This is a genomic window from Variovorax sp. VaC1 (assembly GCF_043658315.1).
In the GTDB taxonomy this organism is placed as follows: domain Bacteria; phylum Pseudomonadota; class Gammaproteobacteria; order Burkholderiales; family Burkholderiaceae_C; genus Variovorax.
In genome coordinates, this window is record NZ_JBIGLT010000006.1 from 493,627 (window position 1) to 516,316 (window position 22,690).

Sequence of the window (22,690 nt, forward strand, 5' to 3'; positions counted from 1 at the left end):
AAGTCGGAACCTCTTGTTCCGAAATTCATTCCGGCGGAATATAGGACGGCATCGCGCTGGCGTCAAACAATTTACAAAAATCGGTACGCCTTGTCTTGTTTTTTTGTAAAACAACTATGATCCGCCGCATGAAGATCGTCAAAGGCCCCTCCCTCGGCGCCGCTCCGGCAGCCGCTGAACCGGCGGGCGACACGCCCACCATGCGCCTGTTCGGCCTGCTCGAAGTCATGGCCGCCAAAGACCAGCGCTATTCGCTGCAAGGGCTGGTCGAAGAAACGGGCATGCCCAAGCCGACGCTGCACCGCATGCTGCAGCAGCTCGAAGGCGCGGGCCTGCTGCAGCGCGAAGGCGACGGGCGCCACTACGGCATCGGCACGCGGCTGCGGCGGCTGGCCGAGAACCTGCTGCTCAACGACAGCCTGCACGGTGCGCGCCACACGGTGTTGCGCCAACTGGTGGAAGAGATCGGCGAGAGCTGCAACCTCACTGCGCTGTCGGGCAGCGAGGTCGTGTACCTCGACCGCGTCGAGACCGCCGCGCCGCTGCGCTTTTACCTGCACTCGGGCTCGCGCGTGCCGGTGCACTGCTCGGCCAGCGGCAAGATTTTTCTCTCGCAGATGAGCACCGCGCAGCGCCGCCGCCTGCTGTCGAACGCGCCGCTGGAGCCGTACACGCCCAAGACGCTGACCGACCCCGAGGAGTTGGAGAAAGAAGTGCAGCGCGTGCGCAAGAACGGCTTTGCCATCGACAACGAAGAGTTCCTGCCGGGCCTGCTGTGCATCGCCGCGCTGGTGCCTTCAGGCGACGAAAGCCCATCGAACCTTTGCATTGCAGTGCAGGCGCCGATCATGCGGCTCGATGCGGCGAAGGCGAAGGCGCTGCTGCCCGCACTGCAGCGCGCCGCGCTGGCACTGAGCCGCATCGACACCGACGCCGGCGCCGACCGCGCGCAGGCCTGACAGCACTTTTTTTGCGAAAGCCCACCGTGACCGACACCGCAGACCTTCGGCCCGACCGCATGCTGAGCGTGCGCGAGGTGTTCGGCATTGACACCGACCTGCAGGTGCCCGCCTTCAGCGAGCGCGATGACCATGTGCCCGAGGTCGATGCGGTCTACCGCTTCAACCCCGACGTGACGCTTGCCATCCTCGCGGGCTTCATGCGCGACCGCCGCGTGATGGTGCAGGGGCTGCACGGCACCGGCAAGTCGACGCACATCGAGCAGGTGGCCGCGCGGCTGAACTGGCCTTGCGTGCGCCTGAACCTCGACGGCCACATCAGCCGGCTCGACCTCGTCGGCAAAGATGCAGTGGTGCTGCGCGAAGGCAAGCAGGTCACCGAGTTCCAGGAGGGCATCGTGCCCTGGTCGCTGCAGCGGCCCGTGGCGCTGATCTTCGACGAGTACGACGCAGGCCGGCCCGACGTGATGTTCGTCATCCAGCGCATCCTGGAGCGCGACGGCAAGTTCACGCTGATGGACCAGAACAAGGTGCTGCGCCCGCATCCGTTCTTTCGCCTGTTCGCCACGGCCAACACCGTGGGCCTGGGCAACCTCAATGGCCTGTACCACGGCGCGCAGCGCTTGAACCATGCGCAGATCGACCGCTGGAACATCGTGGCCTCGCTCAACTACCTGCCGGCCGATGAAGAGATCGCGATCGTGCAGGCGCGCGTGCCGTCGCTGGCCGACGAGGCCGGGCGCAAGCTCGTCGCGAAGATGGTGGCCGTGGCCGACCTCACGCGCAAAGGCTTCGCGGCGGGCGACCTGTCGACGCTGATGTCGCCGCGCACCGTCATCACCTGGGCCGAGAACGTCGAGATCTTCAAGGACCCGGCACTGGCGTTTCGCCTCTCCTTCGTCAACAAGTGCGACGACGCCGAACGGCCGCTGGTCGCCGAATACTTCCAGCGCTGCTTCGACCAAGAACTGAAGGAGTCGCACCAGCTCTCGCCGGGCTCGCAGCCATGACCGACACGCCCGCGAGCGCGATGCAGCGCCGCGTGCGGCAGGAAGAGCTGGTGGCCGAGCTGTGCGCGGGTGTGGTGCGCGCCTTCAGCGGCGAACGCGACCTGCACTTTCGCGGACGGCGCCTGCATCGCGGCCGCGTGGCATTACCGTGGTTCGCGCCGCACCTGCATCCCTCGCCCGAGACCGACGACTTCGCTTCGTTCCGCGGCGTGGCCGATGGGCTCGCACTGCGGCTCACCGACTCCGATGCCGCGCTGCACGAACGCCTGCGCCCCGAAGAACCGGTCGAGCGCATGGTGTTCGAGATGCTCGAGCAGTTTCGTGTCGAAGCGCTCGTGCCCGAAACCATGGCCGGCATGCGCCACAACCTGCGGCACCGCCACGAACAGTGGTCGCTCGCCTTCCACCATTCGGGCCTGACCGACACCGCGCGCGGCCTGCTGCTGTACGCCGTCGCACAGATCTGCCGCGCCCGCGTGAGTGGCCAGCAGGTGGTCGAAGAAACCGAAGACATGCTCGAAGCCACGCGCTTCGCGCTCGCACCGCTGATCGGCCATGCGCTCGCGGGCTTGCGCAAAGACCGAACCGACCAGGCCGCCTACGCCGTGCACGCGCGGGCCGTCGCACGCACCGTCGCCACCATGCTGCACGAGGCCGGCGACGAAGGCAGCGACGCCGCACGCGATCCGCATGTGGACGACAAGCGCAGCGTGTTCAGCCTTGTCGCCGAGATGGACCAGGAGATCATCGAGCGCTTCACCACCGCGGAGTCGGGCCGCAGCGCGGTGCTCGACAACGCGGGCGGTACGTACCGCGTCTTCACCACCGCCTACGACCGCGAGCACGATGCCGCCACGCTCGCACGCAAGGAAGTGCTGGCGGGGCATCGCGAAAAGCTGGACCGCCGCATTGCCGCGCAGGGCGTGAACATCGCCCGCTTGGCGCGCGAACTGCGCGTACTGCTGGCCAACCCCACGCGCGACGGCTGGGACAGCGGGCAGGAAGAGGGCCTGATCGATGGCCGTCGGCTTGCGCAGCTCGTGGCCTCGCCCACGGAGCGCCGGCTGTTCCGCACCGAGCGCACGGAGCCTGTGGCCGACAGCGTGGTCACTTTTCTGATCGACTGCTCAGGCTCGATGAAGGAGCACGCCGAATCGGTCGCGATGATGGTCGACGTGTTCGCACGCGCGCTCGAACAGGCCGGCGTCGCCAGCGAGGTGCTGGGCTTCACCACCGGCGCATGGAACGGCGGCCGCGCGCAGCGCGAATGGGTGCGCGCAGGCCGGCCAGCGCACCCCGGCCGACTGAACGAGCGCTGCCACCTCGTCTTCAAGGCAGCGGCGACACCGTGGCGACGCGCACGGCCCGCGATGGCAGCTTTGCTCAAGGCCGACCTGTTCCGCGAAGGCATCGACGGTGAGGCGGTCGACTGGGCCTGCGTGCGCCTTCGCCAACGCACCGAAGAACGCAAGCTGCTGCTGGTGATTTCCGATGGCTCGCCGATGGACAGCGCTACTCACCTGGCCAACGATGCGCACTACCTCGACCATCATCTGCGCGATGTGGTCGCACGGCAGGAGCAGCGCGGTGACATCGCCATTGCCGGGATCGGCGTGGGTCTCGACCTGAGTCCGTACTACAGCCGCAGCCATGTGCTGGACCTCGCGACCTCTACGGGCAACACGATCTTTCGCGAGGTGATCGAGCTCATGGCGGGGCGGCATCGGCGCTGAGGTTCTTCGGGGCGTGTGCACAGTGGGCGCTGCCGTTGCGCCGGCCGATCAACGACCACTCTGAACAACGCTCACGCTGGCGAGGTACCTTGCGCAGCGAAATAAAGGAGGAGGCCGCAGGCCGGGGGACATTCGCGGAGCAAGGTACCCCGTCGGCGTGAGCGACGCCCTGAACGGTCCCCATTGCACAGTGGGTAGAAATGCAAAGTTTCATTCCCTCAGTTGACAAAGAGCCCCCAGGGTTCTTACATTGCGTTTCACATCCGAGAACACCGTTCCGATATTTGGAACACCCAAAAAGGGTTCGAATGGATTCCACGTTAGCCAAGGGCCTGGCAGCCATCGAATGGATGGCGCGCCAGCAGCGTGATTGCCGCGTCACCGACCTGGCCCAGGCCTTCGGCATGGCGCGCAGCAATGCGCATCGCACGCTGCAAACGCTGGTCGAGTGTGGGTGGGCCGTGCAAGACCCCGACACCAGCGCCTACCGCCCCAGCCTGCGGCTGTTCGAATTGGGCGCACTGGTCGGCGAAGCGGCCGACGTCGGCGCACTGCTGCGCCCACACCTGGCACTGCTCGCGCAGGCCACCGGCGAGACCATTCATCTCGCAGTGCTCGACCGCGACGAAATCGTCTACCTCGACAAGTTCGACAGCCCCCTGCCCGTGGCCGCCTACTCGCGCGTCGGCGGCCGTGCGGCGGCGTACTGCGTGGCATCGGGCAAGGCCCTGCTGGCTGCGGCATCGCTCGACGTGCCCGCACTCCAGCAGCGCCTGGGCACGCTGGTCGCACACACGAAGAACAGCATCACCGACTTCGATGCCCTCTTCTCTGAACTGGAACGCACACGCACACGCGGCTACGCCGAGAACCGCGAGGAATGGCGCCTTGGTGTCTGCGGCCTCGGCGTGCCGGTGTTCAACGCGCGCGGCGAGGCCGTCGCGGCCGTGGGCATGAGCGTGCCGTCGATCCGCTTCGCGCGGACGCAGGCACGCGAACTGGCCGACCACATCAGGGCCTGCGCACGCGACGCCAGCGTCGCGCTGGGCTACCGCGCCAGCCCCGAGCCCGCGACAGGGCAGCTCCCGACATCCGTCACGAAGAGAAGGAGACTCGAATGAACCTGTTCCTCGCCCCCTGGCTGCGCGCAGGCCTGCTGGCCGTCGCCGCCCTGGCCGCCCCCCTTGCCACACAGGCGCAACCGCCTGCCGGCGACTACCCGAACAAGCCGATTCGCCTGGTCGTGCCCTACCCGCCCGGCGGCGGCACCGACGTGATCGCGCGCATCGTGCAGGAGCGCTTCTCCAGCCTGCTGGGCCAGCAGGTGCTGATCGACAACCGCGGCGGCGCGGCCGGTTCCATCGGCACCGAGGTCGTGGCCAAGTCGCCGCCCGATGGCTACACGGTGCTGTTCACGCTGTCATCGCACACCATCAACCCGGCGATCTACAACAAGCTGAACTTCGACACCGCGAAAGACTTCGCGCCCGTCGGCATGGTCGCTTCGCTGCCGCAGATCCTGGTGGCCAACACGCAGTTCGCGCCGAACACGGTGGCCGAGCTGGTCGCGCTGGCCAAGGCCAAGCCCGACAGCATCTCCTTCGCGTCGGTGGGCAATGGCTCGCCGGGGCACCTGGCGGGCGAGCTGCTCAAGCTGCGCACCGGCACGCAGATGACGCACATCCCCTATCGCGGCGGCGGCCCAGCGGTGACCGACGTGATGGGCGGGCAGGTGCCGCTGCTGTGGGTGTCGATTCCGGCGGCCGCGCAGTTCGTGAAGGCCGGCAAGCTCAAGGCACTTGCGGTGTCGACCACCAAGCGCAGCGCGGCCTTCCCCGACGTGCCGACGATGCAGGAAGCCGGCATCGCCGACTTCGACGTGGACTCCTGGTACGCGGTGTTCGTGCCGGCGAAAACCCCGCAACCCGTCATCGACAAGCTCAACCGCGTCATCAACGTCGTGGTGAAGGAACCCGAGATCCGCGACAAGCTGCTGGCGCAAGGCAGCGAAGGCGTGGGTGGTACGCCCGAGCAGCTCGGCAAGGTCGTCGGCACGGAACTCGTGCGCTGGCAGAAGCTCGCCAAAGAGGCCAACATCAAGGTCGATTGATCGACACAGACAGATCCCATGGAACATCCCGCATCCCCCTCTTCTTCCCCCATCGCCGAACTCGTGGCGCGCGCCCGCGCCGCGCAGCGCGTTTATGAAACCTGGTCGCAGGCGCAGGTCGACACCGCCGTGGTGGCTGCCGGCTGGGCCATCATCGAGCCGGCGCGCAACCGCGAGCTGGCCGAACTGGCGGTTGCAGACACCGGCGTTGGCAACGTCGAAGACAAGGTGCGCAAGAACCACCGCAAGACCTTCGGCCTGTTGCGCGACCTGCACGGCGCGCGTTCGGTCGGCGTGATCGGCGAAGACCCGGCACGCGGCATCGTCGAGATCGCGCGGCCCGTGGGCGTGGTGTGCGCCGTTACGCCATCGACCAACCCCGGTGCCACGCCGGCCAACAAGATCATCAATGCGCTCAAGGGGCGCAACGCGGTCATCGTCGCGCCTTCGCCCAAGGGCTGGTCGACGGCGGCGCGGTTGATCGAGTTCATCCACGCGCAGCTCGACCGCATCGGCGCACCGCGCGACCTGGTGCAGCTGCTGCCCCAGCCCATCAACAAGCAATCGACCGCCGAGCTGATGCGTCTGTGCGATCTGGTGGTAGCCACCGGCTCGCAGGCCAACGTGCGCGCGGCCTATGCGAGCGGCACGCCGGCCTTTGGCGTGGGCGCGGGCAACGTGGCGGGCATCGTCGATGAAACAGCCGACGTGCACGCGGCGGCCGAGCGGATCGTGCGCTCCAAGACCTTCGACAACGCGACCAGTTGTTCGTCGGAGAACAGCCTCGTCATCGTCGATGCGGTACGCGCCCCGATGCTCGCGGCGCTGAAGGACCGTGGCGCCGTCATGCTCGCGGCCCCGCAGAAGGCCACGCTGCAGGCGCTGATGTGGCCCGAGGGCAAGCTCTCGGCCGCTGTCATCGGGCAGTCGGCGCGCACCATCGCCGAACGCGCAGCAAACGTCGATGGTGCCAACCGCGAGGCATGGCTGGCGATTGCGGCCACCGACCCGCGCATCCTCATGGTGGCCGAAGACGGGGTAGGCCACGACCATCCGTTCTCGGGCGAAAAACTCAGCCCCGTGCTCGCCATCTATGCCGCGCGCGACTTCGACGAAGCGGCCGCCACGGTCGAACGCATCTACGGCTACGAAGGCGCGGGCCATTCGGTCGGCCTGCACAGCGCGGTGCCCGAACGCGCGCTGGCGCTGGGCCTTGCGCTGCCGGTGTCGCGCGTGATCGTCGACCAGGCGCACTGCATCGCGACCGGCGGCAGCTTCGACAACGGCCTGCCTTTCTCGCTGTCGATGGGCTGCGGCACCTGGGGCAAGAACAACTTCTCCGACAACATGAACTACCGCCACTACCTGAACATCACGCGCATCTCGCGCCCGATTCCGGAGAAGGTGCCGAGCGAGGAAGAAATCTTCGGCGCCTTCTTCGCCGCGCACGGCGCGAAGTGAGCATGGCGGCGGCAACCACGGCGCTGGAGACCGTCCACGCGCTGATCGAGCATCAGGCGCGGCTGCAGCCGCATGCGGTGTATGCCCGCGCGACCGAAAGCGAGCGGCACATCGGCTATGGCGAGCTGGCGCGAAGCTGCCTGCGCGTGGCCGCCGTGCTGCGCGGCCATGGCGCACGGCCGGGCGGCACGGTCTCGGTCGTCATGCCTAATGGACTGCTGACGCTGCGGCTGCTGCTGGGCGCGATGCACGGCGGCTTCTGCGTGAACCCGGTCAACCTGTTGTCGCAACCGGAGCAGATGCGCCATGTGCTGACGCATTCCGACTGCCGCGTGGTCTGCGTCGCACCCGAGTGGGAAGCCCGCGTGCGCGAGATCGTGCAAGCCCTCGACCGGCCGGTGACGGTGATCGTGGCCGACCCCGAGGCCGACGCGCTGCCGGGTGAGAAAGACGAAGACACCGCACTCGCCACGGCACCGCCCGCACCCGGCAGCGTGGCCCTGCTGATGTACACCTCGGGCACCACCGGCCTGCCCAAGGGCGTGATGCTCACGCAGCGCAACCTCGCGGCCAACGCGCATGCGATCAGCGCCGAGCATGCGCTGCAGCCCTCCGACCGCGTGCTCGCGGTGCTGCCGCTGTATCACATCAACGCTTTTGCGGTGACCATGCTCGCGCCGCTGGCACACGGCGGCAGCCTGGCGATGCCGCCGAAGTTTTCCGCTGGCCGCTTCTGGGCGCAGGCCACGCACACGCAGTGCAGCTGGATCAACGTGGTGCCCACCATGATCTCGTACCTGCTCGAAGGCCCGAAGCCGCCGCTTGCGCAAACGGTGGCGATCCGCTTCTGCCGCTCGGCCTCGGCCGCGCTGCCGCCCGAGCACCATCGCGCCTTCGAGCAGATGTTCGGCATCGGCATCGTCGAGACCATGGGGCTCACCGAAACGGCCGCGCCTTCGTTCTCCAACCCGATGGACCCGGCCGCGCGCAAGCTCGGCTCGGTGGGGCGCGCATCGGGCTGCATGGCGGGCGTGGTCGATGCGCGGCTGGCGGCCGTGCCCAACGGCGTGACCGGCGAGCTGGTGATCCGCGGGCCGAACGTGATGCTCGGCTACTACAAGAACGACGAAGCCACGCGCGCGAGCTTCACGCCCGACGGCTGGCTGCGCACCGGCGACCTGGGGCACCGCGATGAAGACGGCTTCTTCTTCGTCACGGGGCGCATCAAGGAACTGATCATCAAGGGCGGCGAGAACATCGCGCCACGCGAGATCGACGAGGCGCTGCTGCAGCACCCCGCCGTGCTGGAGGCCGCCGCCGTGGGCGTGCCCGACCGCCACTACGGCCAGGAGGTCGGCGTGTGCATCGTGCTGCGCGAAGGCGCTGCCTGTACCGAAGAAGAACTGCGAGCGTTCAGCGCCGACGTGCTCGGCCGCTACAAGGCACCCGGCCACTACCGCTTCGTGACCGAACTGCCGCGCGGCCCTTCGGGAAAGGTGCAGCGCCTGAAGCTGTTGCCGTTGTTCGGGGCATGACGGCGGCCGAGCTTCTGGTGCCGCCACTGGCGCCGGCTTTGCTCGTGTACAGCCTGTGCGTGGTGTTCGCGGCGGGCATCGTCCGCGGCTTCGCGGGCTTCGGCTTTTCGGCCATCACGGTGGCGGGCATGTCGCTGGTGATATCGCCCGCGCTGGTGGTGCCCGCGATCTTCGCGCTGGAAATCCTTGCAAGCCTGAGCCAGTTGCGCGGCATCGCGCGCGACGTCGACATGCCCTGGCTCAGCTGGCTGATGCTGGGCAACCTGATCTGCATTCCCATCGGCGTGGCGCTGCTGGCGTGGCTGCCCGAGACACCCTTGCGCCTGCTGATCGGCGCACTGCTGATGGCGGCGGCCCTGCTGCTGCGCGGCGGCGCGCATGTCACGCTGGTGCCCACGCGCGGCGTGCGGCTCGCGGCCGGGCTGGCGTCGGGCTTCATCAACGGCGTGGCTGCCATCGGCGGCATCGCGATCGCGGTGATGCTGAGCACCACGAAGATGGCACCGGCCGCACTGCGCGCCACGCTGATCGCGCTGCTGCTGTTCAGCGACGTGGTGTCGCTGGCCTGCGCCGCGCTCATGCCCTCCGCGGCGCATGCCTCGGGCACCTTGCTGGGGCCCGACACGCTCAAGTGGGCGCTGTGGCTCGCGCCCGCGATGCTGGCGGGCATCTGGTATGGGCAGCGCTCGTTCAAGGGCGTGTCGCCGTTGCAGTTCCGGAAGCACGTGCTGAACCTGCTGATTGCGCTGGCGACGGTGAGCGTGGTGCGCTCGGTGATCGGCTTGATGGGTTGAGCGGTGCCGGTGCACCGGTGCGTCAGCGACCGGTTTGCGCAGGCCGCCGCGGCCCCTGCCTTGGCACCACCGTCTTGACCATGGTGGAAAGCGCCGGCGCCGCAAGCAGCCGCTGCCGGTGTGCATGCATGGCCTGCGCAATCAGCGTTTATTCCAGCGGTTCACCTGAGGCTTCAAAGCGCATCGCCGTGGCAAAGCATCAGTTGTCGAAGGGTGTGAGAATTGTCACTTCTTTGTGAACTGCAGCTGGAGAAGGCCCCATCCCGTCCGTCGCGTCCGTCCGTGCTGGCTTCTGGCTCCGCTGCATCCTGTTGACACTGCTCCCGTGGCTCGGCCTCGGCGCTTCGGTGCAGGCTGCCACGGTGGGTGCTGCCGACGGCGTCGCAAGCGGCTTCGGCTTTGCACAGCGCATCGAGGTGCTGCGTGCTCCGGCCGGCACCTTGCCCGCGAGCGAGGTGCTTGCGGGGCGGCACGATGCATCTTTTACGACGCTTGCTGCGAGCGATGCGGCTTCACTGAAGTGCACAGCCGGCGTCGAATGCTGGGCCCGATTCACCCTGTCGCGCACTGCCGATTCGCCCACCGACTGGTGGCTGCGCGTGCGCGCCGTGCGGCCCGGCGGCGTGACGCTTCATGCGCCCGACGCCGCGGGCGCGAACACGGCGGGCCGAGCCGGCCGCCAGTTTCCGCTGAGCTGGCGCTTCGTCAGCCAGGACCTGTTCTTTCCGGTGCAGCTGTCTGCGTCGCCGGCCACGTATTACCTGCACTTGCAGGACACCCTGGGCGTCGACGGCTTCCAGCTTTTGCAGAACAGCGGCTTCGAGCGCCAGCAACGCCAGCTCGGCACCTGCCTGAGCGTCAGCGCCGGCGCAACCTTCGCGCTGCTGATGCTCAACCTGGTCTTCTGGAAGTGGCTGCGCGATTCGCTCTTCCTGCACTTCGCGCTCGTGATGCTGGCCGCGTTGCTGCTGCATGCCTGGCAGATCGTGCCGTCGATGTGGGAACCCGAGCAGTTGGGCGACATGGGCCTGCGTGCCGTGCTGCAGGCGCTGTTCCAGGCATCGACTGCACTCTTCGTTTCGCGGCTGTTCGAGTTCAGGCACCACCTGCCGCGCGCGGCGCGAACGGCCAACGCCTTCGTCGCACTGAACCTGCTGAACGCGGTGCTCGCGCTGGCCGGTTATCACGCTGCGATCGAACCCTGGATGGCGGTGCTCGAACTCGCAGCGCTCACCGGCACCATCGGCATCGCCGGCTGGCTGCTGTTCGTCAAGCGCCAGTGGCAGTTTGCATGGCCCGCCGCGCTGATGCTGCTGCTCGCGCTGTCGAGCCTGATCGGTCGCCTGCGATGGATGGGCCTGCTGGACGCCGGACCCGACGAAGGGCTGGGCCCGACATGGACGGCGGTGCGGCTGACCTACATGCTGCTGCTCGCGATCATCGTCGCCGACCGCACCCGCCGCGCCGAGACCCAGCTGCGGCAGACCCGCCATCGCGCGCTCGACGACGCGCAGCGCGCCGAGCGCCTGCTCGAAGACAAGGTGCAGCAGCGCACCCTGGAGCTGTTCCGCAGCAACGCCTTGCTGGCCGAAGAGATCGGGCGCCGCCGGCAGGCCGAGGCCAGCCTGGAAGCCGCGCTGGCGTCCGAGCGCAAGGCGCTGCAGCAGCAGCGGCAGTTCGTGTCGCTGGTGTCGCATGAATTCCGCACGCCGCTGGCCGTGATCGACGCGGCCGCGCAATCGATCGAGTTGCCGAAGGTGGAGATACCGCCGCGTGTCGCCAAGATCCGGCGCGCGGTGCAGCGGCTGACGCAACTGGTCGTGAACTGCCTGGCCGAAGACCGCCTGCACGGCGAGCGCCCGCAACTGAAGGCCGAGACCATCGACCTGCGCAGGCTGGTCGAAGGGCTGATCGCGCCGCTTGGCCCGCTCGAGCAGGCACGCATCCGGCTGCACCTGCCGCACGGCGGCGCGTGGGTTCATGGCGACCCTGCGCTGCTCGAGATCGCGCTTCACAACCTTGTTCAGAATGCCATCAAGTACTCGGCGCCCGACCGCCATGTCGACATCCACGTCACTGTGCAGGAGCATCTGGCCTGCGTGGACGTGGAAGACCGTGGCGACGGTATTCCCGCGCACGAGCAGCCGCACATCTTCGAGCGCTTCTTTCGCGGCACCGGTGCCCGCATCGCCGGGGGCACCGGCCTGGGTCTCTTCCTCGGTGCGGAGATTGCGCGGGCGCACAGCGGCTCGCTGGTGCTGGTGCGCTCCAATCCGGCGGGCTCGGTCTTCCGCTTTCTGCTGCCGGTCGTGCCCGTCGTGCCGGGTCATTGAACACGCAGCATGAACGCCATCGAACCCACCGAAGCCGCGGCCCCGCTACGCGTGTATCTGGTCGAGGACGACGATGACCTGCGCGAAGACATCGTGCTGCTGCTCGGCAACGCGGGCTTCGACGTGCGCGGCCTGCCCGATGCGCCGGCCTTCTACAAGGCGCATGCGCTGGCGCCCTGCGAGGTCGCGGTGCTCGACATCGGCCTGAGCGGCGAGGACGGCCTTTCGCTCGCCGCGCAGTTGCGTGCGACAGGCCCCATCGGCATCGTCATGGCATCCGCGCGCGGTGCAGTGGAAGAACGCATCGAGGCGCTGCGCCGGGGCGCCGATGTGTACATGGTCAAGCCCGTGCACATCGAAGAGTTGAGCGCCACCATCCGCATGCTGGGCAGCCGCGTGCGCGCCGTGATGCAACCGCCATTGGTAGCGAGGCCGCCCGTCGCCGGCACGGCACCCGCCCCTGTCTGGCGACTCGCAGAAGGCGACTGGGTGCTGTGCGACCCCACGGGGCTGCACCTGAAGCTCACCACCAACGAGCGCGCCCTGCTGTCGTCGCTGATGGGCGCAGGCGGCCGGGTGCTGAGCCGCGACGACCTGCTGCTCGGCATGGGCGGCAACCCGCGCGATGCCGACCCGAAGCGGCTCGACGTGATCGTGAGCCGGCTGCGCCGCAAGGCACGGCAGGCCGGCATGCGCCTGCCCCTGCATGCGGTGCGCGGCACGGGGTATCAGTTCGCCCCCTGAGCCCGCGCCCGCGACAAGAGCCTCGGCGGTGCAACTTATTGCAACCCACTGAAAGAAAGTGGCGTTGACCCCGGCACGCCGATCTTTGACAGTCTCACCCGCGCGTCGAACTGCCACTTTTGTTTCTCGACGCAGCATCTTTTGAATGTTCCGAGGAGACGGATCAGTGAGCAGGTTCTATCGAACAACGTGGCGCGTCGCGCCCGATGTGCCCAGCGCGCCCGGTACGCGGGTGGCCCAGTGAAGCCCCCGCCCCATGACGACGATCTGCAGGTCGCGGATCGCCCCGCCATGGCCGACACCGATTTCCAGTCGAGGCAGCCGTACGTCGTGCGCCTCGAAGGCGAGGCGCTGACGCTGAGAGACCGCATGGTGGTGAGCCAGGCCTTTCTCGTTCTTCTGGAAGAAAGCCTCGGCGGCCCTGCGCGGGTGATCGCCTGTTTTCGCGCATGGTCGAGGCAACTCGAACCGGACTTCCAGTGGATGAACGAGACCGAACAGACGGATGCGCGCGCCTGGCAAAGGGCATTCGAGCGCGCGAGCGATGCGGCACAACGCATGCTGTCGCGGCCGGGGAGCGGGACTTTCTCTTTCGAGCTGGCCTGAAGGGCTGCGCGCAGCGCCCGAGCTCCACTCAGGACTTCAGCGCCCCGCCGTCGAAAGCATCGCTGTAGGCCTTCCAGTCTTTACCGACCTGCGCGGCGCATTGGTGCGCGGCGTCCAGCAGGTCGGCGCGCCACGACTTGGCCGAGCTTCCGAAATCGATCAGCGCATCGGCGATGGCCGAGCCCTGGCGCCCTGCGCTGCGCAGTTGCGCCCAGGCCATCAGCTGCCCCATCTCATCGATCACGCCGCGGATCTGGTCGAGCCCCGTGTGCTGCACGTCGAGCGTCACGCGGTCTTCGCTGGGCTGCAGGCCGCGCAGCACGTACGAGACCTTGGCCTCAGCAATGGGATGCAGGAACGCCATCGACACGGCCTGCATGCGGCGCTGCAGCCCCACCACGCGGTGCGCCTGCGAGGGCCAGTCGGGCTGCTTGAGCTTCAGGTGCGGCGCCAGGGACGACGGCAGCGCCTGCTTCAGGTCGAGCAGGTAGTTGCCGTCGGGCGAGCCCTTGCCTTCGACCAGCACGATGTAGCGCTCGACGCCGAGGCTGCCGGTGCCGGCGATGCGCCGCGCCACGTCGCGCACCTTGAAGAAGCCCGGCTTGTCCTGCGAGGCCGCGAAGGTGTCGACCAGCTTCGTCACCCGGTCGCGCGCGGCGTCGTCGACCTTCAGCGCGTGCTTGCCGTCGCAGCGAATGACGCGGCCGTGGCCCTTGCTGTCGGTGCGACGGTCGAGAAAGGCGGGCCGGGTGCGCGCCTTGAGCGTGTCCAGCAACTCGCCGATGAGCCCGTCGGCGGTGTCGCGCTCGACCCAGCGGGCCTTGCCCAGCGACAGCGCGCTGGCATAGGCATCGAGGAAGACCTTGCACAGCGCGGTCGCGTCGTCGGCGCTCGCGCACAGGCTGTCGCCGGCCACCAGGATGCTGGTGAGAAAGCGCACCAGCTCCCACGTCACCGGCGCCAGCGCGGCTTCGTCGAAATCGTTGAGGTCGAAGTACACGAGCCGGTTGTCGCCCTTGTAGCTGCCGAAGTTCTCAAGGTGCGCGTCGCCGCACAGCCAGCCCGCGGGCGCCTTCGCGAACAGCGGGTCGGCCGGCAGGCGGTCGTAGAACAGGTGGCAAGTGCCGCGCAGGAAGACGAAGGGGTTGGTGCGCAGGTTGGCGTACTTCATCGCCAGGCGCTCCGGATCGCGGCCCGCGTTGTAGTTGCGGATGGTTTCGACGACGTTGACGTTCACCATGGGTTTCCCTGTTTTTCATGCACGCCGCATGAGCACTGGATTCTCGGCCAACGCCCGATGGTGCGCACGCTTGCGGGGAGAAATCGGAGTGGACGTTTGCGCTCCACTTCCTCAGCCCGGGAGGCTGCGGGCTCGAATGCTCAGGCTCAGAGCAGACCGATCATCTTCCCCGCTGCGGCCTTCAACGCATCGATGCGCTTCAACGCGTCTTCCATCGACATCCGCGCCGTCGGCGCATGCACTGCCAGCGCCGCACGCACGGCGCCCGCGGCATCGCGCACCGGCACGGCCACCGCCACCAGCCCGGCGATGAACTCCTCGCGGTCGCACGAGTAGCCGCCCTTGGCGATGTCGTCGCACTCGGCGTGCAGCGCGGCGGCCGTGGTCAACGTGTTGGCGGTCATGCGCGCGAGCGGCAGCCGGTCGATCAGTGCGTCGCGCTCCTTCTTCGGCATCGAGGCCAGGAACAGCTTGCCGCTGGCGGTGCAATGCAGCGGCACGTGCGAGCCCACGTCGAGCGTCAGCCGCAGCGGCCATTGCGCTTCGACGCGATCCAGATAAAGCACCTGCGCGCCGTCGAGCGTGGTGAGGTTGCAGGTCTCGCCGACCTGGCGCACGAGTTCGGACAGCACCTCGTGCCGCAGCCCGCGCACCACGCCGTGGTTGAGCGTGTCGAAGGCCAGCTTGCGCAGCGCGGGGCCGACGCTGAATGAGCGCTCGTCCACGTCGCGCGCAAGGAACCCCGTCGCCAGCAGCTGCGTGCAGATGCGGTGCGCGGTGCCCTTGGGCAGGCCCAGTTGCGCGGCCAGCTCGGCAAGCGTGAGCGCGCGGCCCTCGTTGGCCAGCAACGCCAGCAGGCGCAGGCTGCGTTCGGCCGAGGAACCGGAGCCGGGTTCGTCGGCCACGGCCGGTGCTGGCGAAGGGGCTGCAATGGCGCCGGCAGGCGTGCGCGCGGAACGGGGCATGCGGGTAAACCTTAAAAATGGAACATTGCGTTCCGAAAATCAATGGCCTACGATGCGGCCGAGCCCAGCGATTGTTCCACTCCCGGACCCCTTGCATGCCTGACCCAGAGTTCGACTACATCGTCGTCGGTGCCGGTTCCGCCGGCTGCGTGCTGGCTGGCCGCTTGAGCGAAGACCCGGCCACGCGCGTGCTGCTGCTCGAGGCCGGCCCGCCCGACAGGTCGCTCTGGATTCACCTGCCCATCGGCTACGGCAAGACGATGTGGAGCCCCACCTACAACTGGCGCTTCGAGACCGCACCCGATCCGAACATGAACGGCCGGCGCATCTACTGGCCGCGCGGCAAGACGCTGGGCGGCTCGAGCGCGATCAACGGCCTGATCTACATCCGCGGCCAGCGCGAGGACTACGACCACTGGGCCGCGCTCGGCAACACAGGCTGGGGCTACGACGACGTGCTGCCCTACTTCATCAAGTCCGAGGGCAACCAGCGCGGCGCCGATACCTTCCATGGCAGCAATGGCCCGCTGAAGGTCTCGAACATCGCGGCCAGGCACGAGCTGATCGAAGCCTTCATCGACGGCGCGCAGCAGACCGGCGTGCCGCGCACCGAAGACTTCAACGGCGCCCTGCAGGAAGGCGCGGGCTACTACCAGCTGACCACGCACAAGGGCTGGCGCTGCAGCACGGCCAAGGCCTACCTGGCGCCGGCGAAGCACCGGCCCAACCTGCGCATCGAGACCGATGCCATGGCCAGCCAGTTGCTGTTCGAGGGGCGCCGCGCGGTCGGCATCGCCTACCGGCAAGGCGGCGAGCTGAAGACCGCGCGCTGCCGCGCCGAGGTGCTGCTGTCGGCGGGCTCGATCCAGTCGCCGCAGTTGCTGCAGCTCTCGGGCATCGGGCCGCGCGCACTGCTGGAGCGCTTCGGCATTCCGCTGGTGCACGAGTTGCCCGGCGTGGGCGAGAACCTGCAAGACCATCTGCAGATCCGCCTGGGCTACGAGTGCACGAAGCCCATCACCACCAACGACCAGCTCAACTCATGGACCGGCCAGATCGGCATGGGCCTCGAATGGCTGCTGCACCGCACCGGCCCGCTGGCGGTGGGCATCAACCAGGGCGGCTGCTTCATGCGCGCGCTGAAGGATGCGAGCGGCCGGCCGGTGGCAGCCACGCCCGACATCCAGTTCCACGTTGCCACGCTCTCGGCCGACATGGCGGGCGGCAAGGTGCATCCGTATTCGGGCTTCACGATGTCGGTGTGCCAGCTGCGGCCCGAATCGCGCGGGCACGTCCGCATCCGCTCGCGCGACGTGGCCGAGCCGCCCGAGATGCAGCCCAACTACCTGGCCACCGAACTCGACCGAGCCACCACCGTGGCCGGCGTGAAGGCGGCGCGCGCCATCGCCGATGCGCCCGCGATGCGGCCTTATGTGAAGCGCGAAGTGAAGCCCGGCCCCGACGCAGCGAGCGACGCCGAGCTGCTCGAGTTCTGCCGCAACAACGGCGCCACCATCTTTCACCCCACCGGCACCTGCCGCATGGGCACCGACACGCTGGCGGTGGTCGATGCGCGCCTGCGCGTGCACGGCATCGCGGGGCTGCGCGTCGTCGACTGCTCGGCCATGCCCACGCTGGTGTCGGGCAACACCAACGCACCCGCCGTGATGATGGCCGAGAAGGCCGTCGACCTGATCAGAGAGGACGCCGAAGCGGCCCGGGCCGCACGCTGAGTTTTTTCCGCAATGCCCAAAGGCCCGCAGAGGCCGCCACGACAAACCTCATTGGAGACAAACATGAGTGCAAGCGACGAGAAAGCGATTCGCAGGGTGGTGGCTTCGGCCCTGGTGGGCGCCACCATCGAGTGGTACGACTTCTTCCTGTACGGCGTGGTGGCCGGCATCGTGTTCAACAAGCTCTACTTCCCGGGCAGCGACCCGGTGGTGTCGACCTTGCTGGCGTACACGACCTTTGCCGTGGGCTTCGTCACACGGCCGCTGGGCGGCGTGATCTTCGGCCACTTCGGCGACAAGATCGGCCGCAAGAGCATGCTCATCATCACGCTGATGATCATGGGCGTGGCCACCTTCCTGATTGGCCTGGTGCCCACCTACGCGCAGATCGGCATCGCGGCGCCGCTGCTGTTGCTGCTGCTTCGCATCGCGCAGGGCATCGGCCTGGGCGGCGAATGGGGCGGCGCGGTGCTGATGGCGTATGAGTACGCACCGAAGGAAAAGCGCGGCTTCTACGCCTCGCTGCCGCAGATCGGGCTGGCCATCGGCCTGTGCCTGGCCTCGGGCGTGGTGGCGCTGCTGTCGTCGCTGCTCACCGACGAGCAGTTCCTGGCTTGGGGCTGGCGCATCGCCTTCCTGATCTCGGGCGCGATGGTGGCGGTGGGCATGTACATCCGCCTGCACGTGCAGGAAACACCCGAGTTCGCGGCCGTGAAGGCACGCAACGCCGAGCTGCGCATTCCCTTCATGGACATGCTGCGCCGCTACCCCGGCAACGTGCTCAAGGGCATGGGTGCGCGCTACATCGACGGCGTGTTCTTCAACATCTTCGGCGTGTTCTCGATCAACTACCTCACGGGAACGCTCAAGATCAGCCGCACCGAGGCGCTGCTCGGTGTGATGGCGGCGGCGGTGGTGATGATCTTCTTCATTCCCTTCTTCGGCCGCATGTCCGACCGGCTGGGGCGGCCCCGCGTCTACATGTGGGGCTCGCTCATCACGGCGGTGTCGGCCTTTCCGGGCTTCTGGCTGATGACGCACAGCGGCGGCAACGTGCTGCTGGTGTGGCTCGCGATCATCGTGCCCTTCGGCATTCTTTATGCGTCGGTGTACGGGCCCGAGGCCGCGCTGTTCTGCGACCTGTTCGATGCCAAGGTGCGCTACACGGGCATCAGTTTCGTCTACCAGTTCTCGGGCATCTTCGCCTCGGGCATCACGCCGATCATCGCGACCGCGCTGCTCAAGTCGGGCGGCGGCGAGCCGTGGCAGATCTGCCTGTACGTGCTGTTCGCGGGCGTGGTGTCGGCGGTATGCGCATGGATGATCGGGCGCAGCGCGTCGCCGGCCGATGCGCCGGTGGCGGTGCCCTCGCGCTGAGCCGGCCAGTCGCTTAGCGGCTGGCGGCGGCGTCGGGAACGAAGGTCACGTCGTACGCGCTGCATTCGAACTCGTCCGGCGCCTCCCACAGGGCGCTGGCCATGTCGAAGACGTGGTCGGGCACGACCATCGAGAACGTCGGGCCCTTTTCGGCATTGCGGCGCCGCACGCGTTCGCGGCGGACTTCAAGCGGCGCGTCCAGCACATGGACCGTGAACGCATGCCCCTCGGCCTGCATCCGCTCGCAGAACTCGGTCCGGCCCTGCCGCTGGATCAGGCCCAGCTCGAGGATGGCGTCCGTGCCCGACGCCAGCACACGGCCGGCATGGCGCCAGATAAGGTCGAGCAGCCGCGCCTTCCTGTCGATGTACCAGGGCACGAAGTCGCCGGCGGGCCGGTCGGGGCTGAACAGCGTGGCGAACCATTCATCGAGCGCGATGTGCACGCCCCCGGTCTGGCGCGCCAGGGCGGCCGCGTAGGTTGATTTGCCCGCACCGACGGGGCCTTCGATCAGATGGATTCTTGGCATGGAAGCTGAAGCGATTGATGCTGTCGCGATGTGACGATGGATGTGTGAATGTTCGATGGCGGCGACGTTCAGCGTTGCGGCACATCGGTGCGCACGCCGGCCAGCACGCTCACCCCGGGTTCGGAGAGCCGGTAGCTGAGCCTGTCGACAACGCGTGCCGCGCCAAGGCTTTCGTAAAAGGCAATGCCCCGCGTGTTCGACGCCTTGACCGGCCAGTCGATGCGGCGGCAGCCATTCTCGAAGGCGTACCGGGCCATCCAGGCCATGAGCGCCCGGCCGGCCCCGTGGCTTCTGTCGGACGACCGCACGTACAGCTCCTTAAGCTGGCAGTGCCTGCGGCTGTCGGGGTCGAATTCGACCAGCGAATAGACCAGCGAGAAGGCGGCCAGCCCGCGCACCGCGCCGTCATCGCCCACCGCCACGGCCAGGCGCTGCGCCGAACCGGGCGCCAGGAGATTCTGGAGAAGGTGTTCCCGCACCGCCTCCCGCGACGCCACGGCGCCTTCGTTGTAGAAGGCATGCAACTCGCACAGCAGGTCGATCAGCGATTCGTGGCGGGCTTCGGAAACCAGTTCGACGTGCATGCGGTGTCCTTGGGAATGAAGGTGTGGCACAGGAGCGGGCGCGGGCCGCAGCCGCGCGGCCATGAGCAGTCTCGACGCCCCTCAATGCGGGATATAGCCAAGCGGCAGCGTCGTCGTCTGCTTCAGCTCCTGCATGGCGAAGCTGGAGCTGACGTCATGCAGGTTCGTGCCTTCGGTCAGGCGCTTGTACACGGCGTCGTAGGCGGCAATGTCGGGCACCACCACGCGCAGGAGGTAATCGACGTCGCCGCTCATCCGGTAGAACTCGACCACTTCCGGAATGGCATGGACCGTGGCCGTGAAGCGCTCGAACCATTCGCGCGTGTGCGTGCTGGTGCGCACCGACACGAACACCGTCACCGCGACGTTGACCTTCTGCGGATCGAGCAGGACCACCGAGCCCTTGATGACACCCGCCTCTTTCAGGCGCTGGATGCGCCGCCAGCACGGCGTGGCCGAGAGCCCGACCTGCTCGGCGATATGGGCCACCTGCTGCTCGGCGTTCCGCTGCAGGATATCGAGAATCTTGATATCGACGGAATCCAGTTTCATGAATCATCCAAAAATTAGCATGCCATTCTAATTTCAGAGAATCAAGGCATTCAAAAAGCACACGGCTGCCAGGCCTCGATCGGCAGACTCGTTCAGATGCGCGGCGCCCGCACGGGCCCGCCCCTTCTTTCGCGGAAAACACCTGAATGGACATCTACCTCGACACCAACGCCACGACACCCGTGCTGCCTTGCGCGCGTTCCGCCGCGCTTGCGGCCATGGCCGACGATTTCGGCAACCCCAGCAGCATCCACAGCACCGGCCTGCGGGCGCGCGCGCTGATGGACGCGGTGCGGGCCCGTGCCCGCCGCCTGCTGGGCGCGCCCACGGGGCAGCTGCTCTTTCTCAGCGGCGCCACCGAAGGCATCCAGACGGCGGTGCTCTCGGCACTGCGTTCGCTGCGCGGCCGGCAGGATGTGGACTGCCTGCTGTACGGCGCAACGGAGCACAAGGCGGTGCCCGAGGCGATCCGGCACTGGAACGAATTGCTGGGCCTGAACCTGCGCGTGCTGGCGATCCCCGTTGGCCCCGATGGCCGCCATGACCTGCAATGGCTGCGCGCGCACGCGGGCCGCGCCGGGCTGGTCTGCACCATGGCCGCGAACAACGAAACCGGCGTTGTCAGCGATCTCGACGGCATTGCGCAAGCGCTGGATGCCAGCCCCGCGCTGTGGATGGTCGACAGCGTGCAGGCGCTGGGCAAGCTCGCGCTGCAACTGGAGACGCAACGCATCGACTACGCGCCCTTCTCCGGGCACAAGCTCTATGCGCCCAAGGGCATCGGCCTGCTGTACGTTCGCGAAGGCGCCCCGTTCACGCCGCTGATGGCGGGCGGCGGCCAGGAGGGCGCGCTGCGCTCGGGCACCGAGAACATGTCGGGCATCGCCGCCCTCGGCGCGGTGCTGGAGGCGCTCGAAGACGGCCACACCTTCAGGGACGCGCGGACGCTGGCAGGCTACCGCGACCGCATCGCCGCCGCGCTGAAGAGCGCGTTCCCCGGCATCGTGTTCAACGCGCCGTTCGCGTCGTGCCTGCCGACCACCCTCAACTTCTCCGTGCCCGGCCTGAGTTCGAGGCTCCTGCAAGACCTGTTCGATGCAGCCGACGTGCGGGTGAGCGGCGGTTCGGCCTGCAGCGCATCGAAGGCGATGCCGAGCCACGTGCTGGAAGCCATGAAGCTGCCCGCATGGCAGGCGGCCTCGGCCGTGCGGCTGTCGTTCGGTCCGGCCAGCGACGCGGTCTTCATCGACGAGGCCTGCACGCGGATCGAAGCCTGCGGTGCCTCGCTGCGCGCCAGTTGCCTCAACACGCCCGCCGACGCAATGCCTTCGGGCGACGTGCTCGACGGCCTGAAGCGCTTCGTGGTGAACGGCGCGTGTTGCTACCTGCTGGCCGACGCGGGCAGCCGGCGGTGCGTGGTCATCGATCCGTTGCCCGGGTTGACCGGGCGCATCGCGGAACTCCTGCGCTGCCAGGACTACGCGCTGGCCGCGGTGCTCCAGACGCACGGTCACGGCGATCACGTGGCTTCGGGCGCCGAACTGCGCGCCGCCCTGCCAGCGCGGCTGCAGCCATCGGAAGAAGTCGATGCGCTCGGCTGGCCTGCGGATGCCGATGCAATCCGCCTCGGTACGCAGACGATGACCCGGCGGCCGATTCCCGGCCACACCATGGATTTGACCGCCTACCTGCTGCACGACGCGCAGATGAACGTCCGACTGGCGTTCGTCGGCGATACCTTGATGCCCGACGCATGCGAGCAAAACGATCTTGCGCAAGCTGCATCGCAGACGCCTAGTTCATCGATGAATGAACCTCGCACGCTGCTGCTTCCCGCGCACGATCACGACAACCGTTTCGCAAGCACCCTGGCCGCACAGCCACTGCTGGCGCAGGTTCTGCTCGGCCGCATGGACGCCGAGCGGCTCGCCGCAACGAAGGCCGAGCTTGAAAAGGATCTCACGCTCACCGAGTACCAGTCGCTGGCATCCAGGACGCCTCTCGACAGCGGCGACGACGGCCCGGGCCACGAGATGAGCGCCATCGAAGCGCGCCGTCTGCTGCGCGAGCATCCCGACCTGGTGCTGGTGGACGTGCGCGAGCCGTACGAGCAGCGGCTGAGCGAAGCGCCGCCGCTGGGTGCCGCCGCGCACCGCAAGGCGGTGCCGCTGTCGGGGCTGCTCGATGCGCTGCCCGCCTGGCTCGCCTTGCCGGCCACGACCCCGATACTGTTCTATTGCCGAAGCGGCAACCGCAGCGCCCAGGCGGCCAAGGTCTTGCGTCGCCTCGGGCACGTGCAGGCGTGGAGCCTGACGGGCGGCCTCGCGCTCTGGCCCGCCGCGAGCGCAGCCGCAAAATCGAACGCCCCCGCGACCGCGATGGCAACTGCAACCGAACACCTCGCCCATTCATCTTGATCGACACC

Annotated in this window: 19 protein-coding genes; 14 read left to right on the top strand and 5 right to left on the bottom strand. The window is 67.9% G+C overall.

The features are described from left to right. Nucleotides 1–116: 116 nt before the first annotated feature. From ACGLHS_RS25250 to ACGLHS_RS25300, 11 genes are all read left to right on the top strand, one after another. Nucleotides 117–959 (top strand): IclR family transcriptional regulator, encoded by an 843-nt coding sequence (locus ACGLHS_RS25250; protein ID WP_394484222.1) that lies wholly within the window; start codon nt 117–119, stop codon nt 957–959. Nucleotides 960–985: 26 nt separating this feature from the next. Continuing rightward, nucleotides 986–1,969, top strand: coding sequence for an AAA family ATPase (locus ACGLHS_RS25255; RefSeq protein ID WP_394484223.1), 984 nt, complete (start codon nt 986–988; stop codon nt 1,967–1,969). Then, nucleotides 1,966–3,702 carry a cobalt chelatase gene (locus ACGLHS_RS25260; RefSeq protein ID WP_394484224.1) on the top strand — a complete coding sequence of 579 codons (1,737 nt, stop codon included), beginning with the start codon at nt 1,966–1,968 and terminating at the stop codon, nt 3,700–3,702. The genes ACGLHS_RS25255 and ACGLHS_RS25260 overlap by 4 nt, the downstream gene beginning before the upstream one ends. 308 nt (nt 3,703–4,010) lie before the next feature. Beyond that, complete coding sequence (locus ACGLHS_RS25265; RefSeq protein WP_394484226.1) at nt 4,011–4,823, top strand: IclR family transcriptional regulator; 813 nt, start codon at nt 4,011–4,013, stop codon at nt 4,821–4,823. After that, the gene (locus tag ACGLHS_RS25270; RefSeq protein ID WP_394484228.1) at nt 4,820–5,812 is read left to right on the top strand and encodes a tripartite tricarboxylate transporter substrate binding protein; all 993 of its coding nucleotides are present in this window, start codon (nt 4,820–4,822) and stop codon (nt 5,810–5,812) included. Before ACGLHS_RS25265 ends, ACGLHS_RS25270 begins: the two co-directional genes overlap by 4 nt. Before the next feature lie 18 nt (nt 5,813–5,830). Continuing rightward, entirely contained in the window at nt 5,831–7,273 is a 1,443-nt protein-coding gene (sauS, locus tag ACGLHS_RS25275; protein ID WP_394484230.1) for an acylating sulfoacetaldehyde dehydrogenase, read from the top strand. 2 nt (nt 7,274–7,275) lie between these two features. Then, nucleotides 7,276–8,808 carry an AMP-binding protein gene (locus ACGLHS_RS25280; RefSeq protein ID WP_394484232.1) on the top strand — a complete coding sequence of 511 codons (1,533 nt, stop codon included), beginning with the start codon at nt 7,276–7,278 and terminating at the stop codon, nt 8,806–8,808. Further along, nucleotides 8,805–9,602, top strand: a complete 798-nt coding sequence (locus tag ACGLHS_RS25285; RefSeq protein ID WP_394484234.1) for a sulfite exporter TauE/SafE family protein — start codon at nt 8,805–8,807, stop codon at nt 9,600–9,602. The genes ACGLHS_RS25280 and ACGLHS_RS25285 overlap by 4 nt, the downstream gene beginning before the upstream one ends. A gap of 311 nt (nt 9,603–9,913) precedes the next feature. Beyond that, complete coding sequence (locus tag ACGLHS_RS25290; RefSeq protein ID WP_394484236.1) at nt 9,914–11,935, top strand: ATP-binding protein; 2,022 nt, start codon at nt 9,914–9,916, stop codon at nt 11,933–11,935. Nucleotides 11,936–11,944: 9 nt separating this feature from the next. After that, the gene (locus tag ACGLHS_RS25295; RefSeq protein ID WP_394484238.1) at nt 11,945–12,679 is read left to right on the top strand and encodes a response regulator transcription factor; all 735 of its coding nucleotides are present in this window, start codon (nt 11,945–11,947) and stop codon (nt 12,677–12,679) included. Nucleotides 12,680–12,970: 291 nt separating this feature from the next. Next, a complete protein-coding gene (locus ACGLHS_RS25300; RefSeq protein WP_394484240.1) occupies nt 12,971–13,285 on the top strand; it encodes a hypothetical protein in 315 nt (104 codons plus the stop codon). A 28-nt stretch (nt 13,286–13,313) separates the two neighbouring features. Here the strand turns inward: ACGLHS_RS25300 and ACGLHS_RS25305 are convergent, their stop codons facing one another. Next, nucleotides 13,314–14,525 carry a DUF2252 domain-containing protein gene (locus ACGLHS_RS25305; RefSeq protein WP_394484242.1) on the bottom strand — a complete coding sequence of 404 codons (1,212 nt, stop codon included), beginning with the start codon at nt 14,523–14,525 and terminating at the stop codon, nt 13,314–13,316. Between the two features lie 146 nt (nt 14,526–14,671). Next, entirely contained in the window at nt 14,672–15,490 is an 819-nt protein-coding gene (locus tag ACGLHS_RS25310) for an IclR family transcriptional regulator (protein WP_394484244.1), read from the bottom strand. Nucleotides 15,491–15,585: 95 nt separating this feature from the next. Here ACGLHS_RS25310 and ACGLHS_RS25315 point away from each other — a divergent pair, with 95 nt between their 5' ends. Continuing rightward, nucleotides 15,586–17,223, top strand: coding sequence for a GMC family oxidoreductase (locus tag ACGLHS_RS25315; RefSeq protein ID WP_394484246.1), 1,638 nt, complete (start codon nt 15,586–15,588; stop codon nt 17,221–17,223). A gap of 63 nt (nt 17,224–17,286) precedes the next feature. Next, a complete protein-coding gene (locus tag ACGLHS_RS25320; protein WP_093238713.1) occupies nt 17,287–18,600 on the top strand; it encodes an MFS transporter in 1,314 nt (437 codons plus the stop codon). A gap of 13 nt (nt 18,601–18,613) precedes the next feature. Here the strand turns inward: ACGLHS_RS25320 and ACGLHS_RS25325 are convergent, their stop codons facing one another. The 3 genes from ACGLHS_RS25325 to ACGLHS_RS25335 form a co-directional block, all read right to left on the bottom strand. Beyond that, nucleotides 18,614–19,129, bottom strand: coding sequence for an AAA family ATPase (locus tag ACGLHS_RS25325; RefSeq protein WP_394484248.1), 516 nt, complete (start codon nt 19,127–19,129; stop codon nt 18,614–18,616). A gap of 68 nt (nt 19,130–19,197) precedes the next feature. Then, complete coding sequence (locus ACGLHS_RS25330) at nt 19,198–19,713, bottom strand: GNAT family N-acetyltransferase (RefSeq protein WP_394484250.1); 516 nt, start codon at nt 19,711–19,713, stop codon at nt 19,198–19,200. 81 nt (nt 19,714–19,794) lie between these two features. Next, the gene (locus ACGLHS_RS25335) at nt 19,795–20,259 is read right to left on the bottom strand and encodes an Lrp/AsnC family transcriptional regulator (protein ID WP_394484355.1); all 465 of its coding nucleotides are present in this window, start codon (nt 20,257–20,259) and stop codon (nt 19,795–19,797) included. Between the two features lie 152 nt (nt 20,260–20,411). Between ACGLHS_RS25335 and ACGLHS_RS25340 the strand changes: the two genes are divergently transcribed. After that, the gene (locus ACGLHS_RS25340; RefSeq protein WP_394484252.1) at nt 20,412–22,682 is read left to right on the top strand and encodes an aminotransferase class V-fold PLP-dependent enzyme; all 2,271 of its coding nucleotides are present in this window, start codon (nt 20,412–20,414) and stop codon (nt 22,680–22,682) included. Nucleotides 22,683–22,690: the final 8 nt, after the last annotated feature.